This window comes from Arthrobacter sulfonylureivorans, from assembly GCF_047607445.1.
Lineage (GTDB): Bacteria > Actinomycetota > Actinomycetes > Actinomycetales > Micrococcaceae > Crystallibacter > Crystallibacter sulfonylureivorans_A.
In genome coordinates, this window is record NZ_JBLKRT010000068.1 from 1 (window position 1) to 5,094 (window position 5,094).

Below are 5,094 nucleotides of genomic sequence, written 5' to 3' on the forward strand. Positions count from 1 at the left end.
GCCCCGGGCTGCTGCCCGAACGCGGCCGGTTCGCGTGTGCCGGACGTCCCCCCGGCCTGTGCTTCCCGCGGCCGGTGTTCTCCTCCCGGCAGAGTAGGCTTAATATCCATGACCTCCGCGTTCTCCCCCTCGTCCGGCCTGCCCGGAACCCGGCCGGCCGCCGCTGCCGTCGGCACGGCCCCCGAGGCGGCAGGCCAATCCCCTTCCGGCACCCTGCGCGGCATTACGGTTGAGTGGCCTGCGGTGCCCGACACGCAGGGGCTGTTGGAGTATCTGGTGCGCGACGACGTGCTCTGCTGGGTGCGCCGCGAGGGCGGACTGGCCGGGTTCGGCGAAGTGGCCCGGTTCACGGCCAGCGGCCCGGAGCGCTTTCAGCAGGCGGCGGCATGGTGGCGCGGCATTCAGGCCGGCGCCGACATCGACAACCAGGTGGGCGGTCCGGGCACCGGACCGGTAGCCTTCGGTTCTTTCGCGTTCTCCTACACCTCGGCCCACCGTTCCCGACTGGTGGTGCCGGAGGTGCTGGTGGGCGTGGAGGGGGACCGCGCCTGGCTCACCTATCTCACGTACGACGGCGGCGCCGAGCTCAGTGCCGCGACCGCCGAAGCTGCGCTGGCAGCGTGGGTGGAGGAAATCTCGGCCGAACGCAGTCCCGATCCGGGCGACTCGTTGGTGCCGGGACAGGTTTCCGAGCAGGCCTACATGGACGCCGTGGCCGCGGGCGTGGAGCGCATCCAGGCCGGCGAACTGAGCAAACTCGTGGTGGCCCGGGACGTTGTTGCCCACTTGTCGACGCCGATCGCCACCGCGCAGGTGCTGCGCGAACTGGCAGCGCGCTACAAGGATTGCTGGACGTATTCGGTGGACGGACTGATCGGCTCCACACCGGAAATGCTGATCAAGGTGGAGAACAACGTGGCCCGCGCCCGTGTGCTGGCGGGCACCCTGGACCGTTCACGGACGCACAACCAAGCCGGCGAGTCGGACAGCGACTACGCCCAGCGGGTGCTGGCCGGTTCGGAAAAGCAACGGCACGAGCACCAGATCGCAATCGACTCACTCACCCGCAAACTGGAACCGTTCACCACCGCCATGACCTCACACAGCGAGCCGTTCGTGCTGGAACTGCCCAATGTGTGGCATCTGGCCTCCGATGTCTCCGCCGAGCTGGCACACGACGCCGGCCAGCCGCCGTCGTCGTTGGAGCTGGCCGAAGCGGTGCACCCCACGGCCGCTGTCTGCGGAACCCCCACCGAGGTTGCCGGAGCGCTGATCCGTGAACTGGAGCAGATGGACCGCGGCCCCTACGCCGGTCCGGTCGGTTGGACCGACGGCTCGGGCAACGGCGAATGGGGAATCGCGCTGCGGGGCGCCGTCGTGGAAAGCCCGCAGCAGGTCCGGCTGTACGCGGGATGCGGCGTCGTGGACGGCTCCGATCCGCAGGCCGAGCTGGCGGAAACCTGGGCGAAGTTCCGGCCAATGATCGAGGCACTGGGCCTGCGCCGCTGATAACTATTCGCTGACAATCCGGCAGAATAGTGTTTCCCAATAAGCAATCAATGTAGCCTGTGGTGCATATCACCTGTGACGGATGTGTTCCCGCTACACTTAAGCCGGATTTCCAACGAGACAAAGGTAGTAACTATGCGCAAGAAGGCATCCAAGGCGGCCCAGGGGCTCTCCCTCCTGGCCGTCGCGGCACTCGCTTTGACCGCCTGCGGCGGCTCGGACAACGCCGGCAGCGATGGCAGCACCGGCAGCGCCAGCGGTGCAGGTAGCGATCTGCCCCTGGTCCAGGCCGGCACGCTCACGGTCTGCTCCGACATCCCCTACCCGCCGTTCGAGTTCGAAGAGGGCGGGAAGTACACCGGCTTCGACATCGATCTCATCACCGACATCGCCTCCGAAATGGGCCTTGAAGTGTCGATCCAGGACGTGGGCTTCGACGCACTGCAGTCGGGTGTCACCCTGGCCGCCGGCCAGTGCGACCTGGGCGCCAGCGCGATGACCATCACCGAGGACCGCAAGAAGAACATCGCGTTCTCCGACCCCTACTACGACTCGCTGCAGTCGCTGTTGGTTCCGGAGGGCTCGGACATCAAGGCAATCGACGACCTCGCCGGCAAGAAGGTCGGGGTCCAGCAGGGCACCACTGGCGAGTCCTACACCCGGGACAACGCGCCATCCGACGCCGAGATTGTCGCCTTCCCGTCCGACGCCGAGATGTACCAGGCCATCCAGGCCGGCCAGGTCGACGCCTTGCTCCAGGACCTGCCGGTCAACATCGGCCACACCAAGGACGGCAAGTTCACCCTGGTGCAGGAGTACAAGACCGACGAGCAGTACGGCTTCGCGGCGAAGAAGGAAGGCTCCGAGGCGCTGGTCTCGGCCGTCAATGATGCCCTCTCGACGCTGCGCGACAACGGCAAGTACCAGGAAATCTACGACAAGTACTTCACCGAGTAGTACGCCCTACGGCCCTCGTTTCCGCGCCAAGATTGCCGGGAACGAGGGCCGCCGACTTACAGCTGGAAGGCATCACCAGTGAAACCTTCGACCCGCCGCCGACTTTTCCGCGGGGTCCTCTACGCCATCTTCATCGCTGCCGTAGCCGCCGTCATCCTGCTCGCCGATTGGCAGGCCATCCGGGAGAGCTTCCTCAATCCGGAAGTCTTCAGCGAACAATTCCCGGCAATCATCACCACCGCGGCCAAGAACACGGTCATCTATACCGTGATCGCCTTCATCGGCGGCTTGCTCCTGGGCCTGATTCTGGCACTGATGAAACTTTCCCCGGTGGCCCCTTACCGCTGGGTGGCGACCGCCTACATCGAGCTGTTCCGTGGCCTGCCTGCCCTGCTGGTCATCTTCGCTTTCGCCTTCGCCGTCCCGATCGCTTTCCAATGGCGCCCGCCGGGAGGCACCGCAGGCGCAGGCCTGATTGCGCTGATCATCGTCTCGGCTGCCTACATGGCAGAGACCATCCGCGCCGGCATCGAGGCTGTCCCGGGCGGCCAGCTTGAGGCCGCCCGCTCGCTGGGCATGAATCCGAGCTGGACCATGGTCTCCGTGGTGCTCCCGCAGGCGATCCGCATCGTCACCCCGCCGCTGACGAATGAGCTGGTCATCCTGATCAAGGACACCTCGCTGCTCTTCATTGCGGGCATGGCCCTGAACCAACGCGAGCTCACCACCTTTGCGCGTGACGGAGTCTCGCAATACGCCAACGCCACCCCGTTGGTTGCCGCTGCTCTCATGTACCTGATCATTACCTTGCCGCTCACCCAGCTGGTCGCCCGGCTGGAGAAGCGCAACAAGAGAGGCCGGTAACGCCATGACCGAACAATCCCTGAGCCAGGACCGGCCCGCCATCGAGGTCAAGGAGCTCTGCAAGAACTTCGGTGACAACGAGGTGCTCAAGGGCATCGACTTCCACGTGAACCAGGGCGAAGTAGTCTGCGTGATCGGACCGTCGGGTTCGGGCAAGTCCACGCTGCTGCGCTGCGTGAACCGGCTGGAAGAGCCCACCAGCGGCACGATTCTGGTGGAAGGCGTGGACATCACCGACCCGGAGACGGATCTGGACAAGATCCGCACCCGAATCGGCATGGTGTTCCAGCAGTTCAACCTGTTCCCGCACCTGAACGTCCTGGGTAACCTCACCCTGGCCCAGCGCCGTGCCAAGAGGCGCGGCAAGGCCGAGGCCATGGAGGTTGCCCGGCAGAACCTGGAGAAGGTGGGACTGGCCAACCGCGAGAACGCCTACCCCGCCCAGCTTTCCGGCGGCCAGCAGCAGCGCGTCGCGATCGCGCGTGCGCTCTCCATGAACCCGGACATGATGCTCTTCGACGAGCCCACCTCCGCACTGGACCCGGAACTGGTCGGCGATGTGCTGGGTGTCATGCGGCAGCTGGCAGACGAAGGCATGACCATGATGGTGGTGACGCACGAAATGGGCTTTGCCCGCGAAGTCGGCGACCGCGTGGTGTTCATGGACGGCGGCGTGGTGGTGGAGCAGGGCAAGCCCGAGGATGTGCTGGGGAACCCGCAGCACGAACGCACCAAGGCGTTCCTCTCGAAGGTGCTCTAACCCGGCGCAGCCAAGCTAGATCCACGGGCCGAGCTGCACCTCAGCCCAATAGCCCGGAAGTGGCGGTCGCAATAGCGGCCGCCACTTCTGCATGGAGGCTGCGCAGCCGGCTGCGGTCCGTCCGGACTTCCACCACGCTCCGCCCGGTCACCGGCTCGGACAGCACGGCGTCCAGCTCGTCGGCATCCTTGACCTGCCGGTGTTGAACCCCGTAGCCAGCGGCCAGCGAGGCAAGGTCCGCCCGGTGCGGGGTTCCGAAGAGGCGCTCGACGGCGGACGCGTACGATGCCTGCTCCCCCACCTTTCCGTGTTCCAGCGTAGAGAAGATCCCGCCGCCGGAGTCGTTGACGACGACGATCTGCAGGTCGGGCTCGGGTTCACCCGGCCCCAGCAGCAGCGACCCGGCATCGTGCAGGAAAGTCAGGTCCCCCATGAGTGCCCTGGTTGCGGTTCCTGCCCCCAGCGCAATGCCCGACGCCGTGGCTACCGTGCCGTCGATTCCCGCCAGGCCGCGGTTGGCGTGCACGAACGCGTCAGGGGTGTCGATCGGCGTGCCCGCCAGGTCTACGTCGCGAATCGGGTTGGAGGAGCCCAACACCAAGCGGCCGCGAGTATTCAGCCAAACCGAGCGGCCCACCCGCAGCCCGGTAAGTCCAGGCTCGGCGTCCAGCATCTGGATCAAGGCGACATCGGCGGCTCCGCCTGCCTGCCGCCACATCCGTAGCCAGCCATCCGGGCCCGAACCGGCGAACAGGGAGAGGTCCTCCGGCTCGGAGATGACACGTTCGCGCCGCCGCCCCGGCTCGAACCAGGCGACCGGTTCAGGCTGGAACAACGCCGTTTGCACGTCCTCGCGCGCCAGCAGGGCTGCCACCGGTCGGGACAGCGTGGGCCGCCCGAACACCACCACTCGCTCAACCTGTGTCCCGAACCGGCTTAGCAGCATGCGATAGGGACCAATGGCGTTCGGACCGAAGCGCGCATTGGAAGAGGGTTCAGCCAAC

General features: G+C 66.3%; 5 protein-coding genes. 4 read left to right on the top strand and 1 reads right to left on the bottom strand.

All coding sequences use genetic code 11. The features are described 5' to 3' along the window. The first annotated feature begins 108 nt into the window (after positions 1-108). The 4 genes from ACMX2H_RS18610 to ACMX2H_RS18625 all read left to right on the top strand — a co-directional run bounded on the left by ACMX2H_RS18610 (position 109) and on the right by ACMX2H_RS18625 (position 4,090). A complete protein-coding gene (locus ACMX2H_RS18610; RefSeq protein WP_414962721.1) occupies positions 109-1,509 on the top strand; it encodes an isochorismate synthase in 1,401 nt (466 codons plus the stop codon). A 135-nt stretch (positions 1,510-1,644) separates the two neighbouring features. After that, complete coding sequence (locus ACMX2H_RS18615) at positions 1,645-2,466, top strand: basic amino acid ABC transporter substrate-binding protein (protein ID WP_414962724.1); 822 nt, start codon at positions 1,645-1,647, stop codon at positions 2,464-2,466. A gap of 78 nt (positions 2,467-2,544) precedes the next feature. Continuing rightward, positions 2,545-3,330: an amino acid ABC transporter permease gene (locus tag ACMX2H_RS18620; protein WP_414962725.1), complete on the top strand. Its 786-nt coding sequence runs from the start codon at positions 2,545-2,547 to the stop codon at positions 3,328-3,330. A gap of 4 nt (positions 3,331-3,334) precedes the next feature. Then, on the top strand, positions 3,335-4,090 hold the full coding sequence (locus ACMX2H_RS18625) for an amino acid ABC transporter ATP-binding protein (RefSeq protein WP_414962727.1): 756 nt from the start codon (positions 3,335-3,337) through the stop codon (positions 4,088-4,090). A gap of 40 nt (positions 4,091-4,130) precedes the next feature. Here the strand turns inward: ACMX2H_RS18625 and ACMX2H_RS18630 are convergent. Next, a partial coding sequence (locus ACMX2H_RS18630; protein WP_414962729.1) for a thiamine pyrophosphate-dependent enzyme occupies positions 4,131-5,094 on the bottom strand: 964 nt, incomplete at its 5' end.

Coding starts and splice junctions, on each gene's coding strand:
- ACMX2H_RS18610 (WP_414962721.1), top strand. CDS start 109: ATGACCTCCGCGTTCTCCCCCTCGTCCGGCCTGCCCGGAACCCGGCCG.
- ACMX2H_RS18615 (WP_414962724.1), top strand. CDS start 1,645: ATGCGCAAGAAGGCATCCAAGGCGGCCCAGGGGCTCTCCCTCCTGGCC.
- ACMX2H_RS18625 (WP_414962727.1), top strand. CDS start 3,335: ATGACCGAACAATCCCTGAGCCAGGACCGGCCCGCCATCGAGGTCAAG.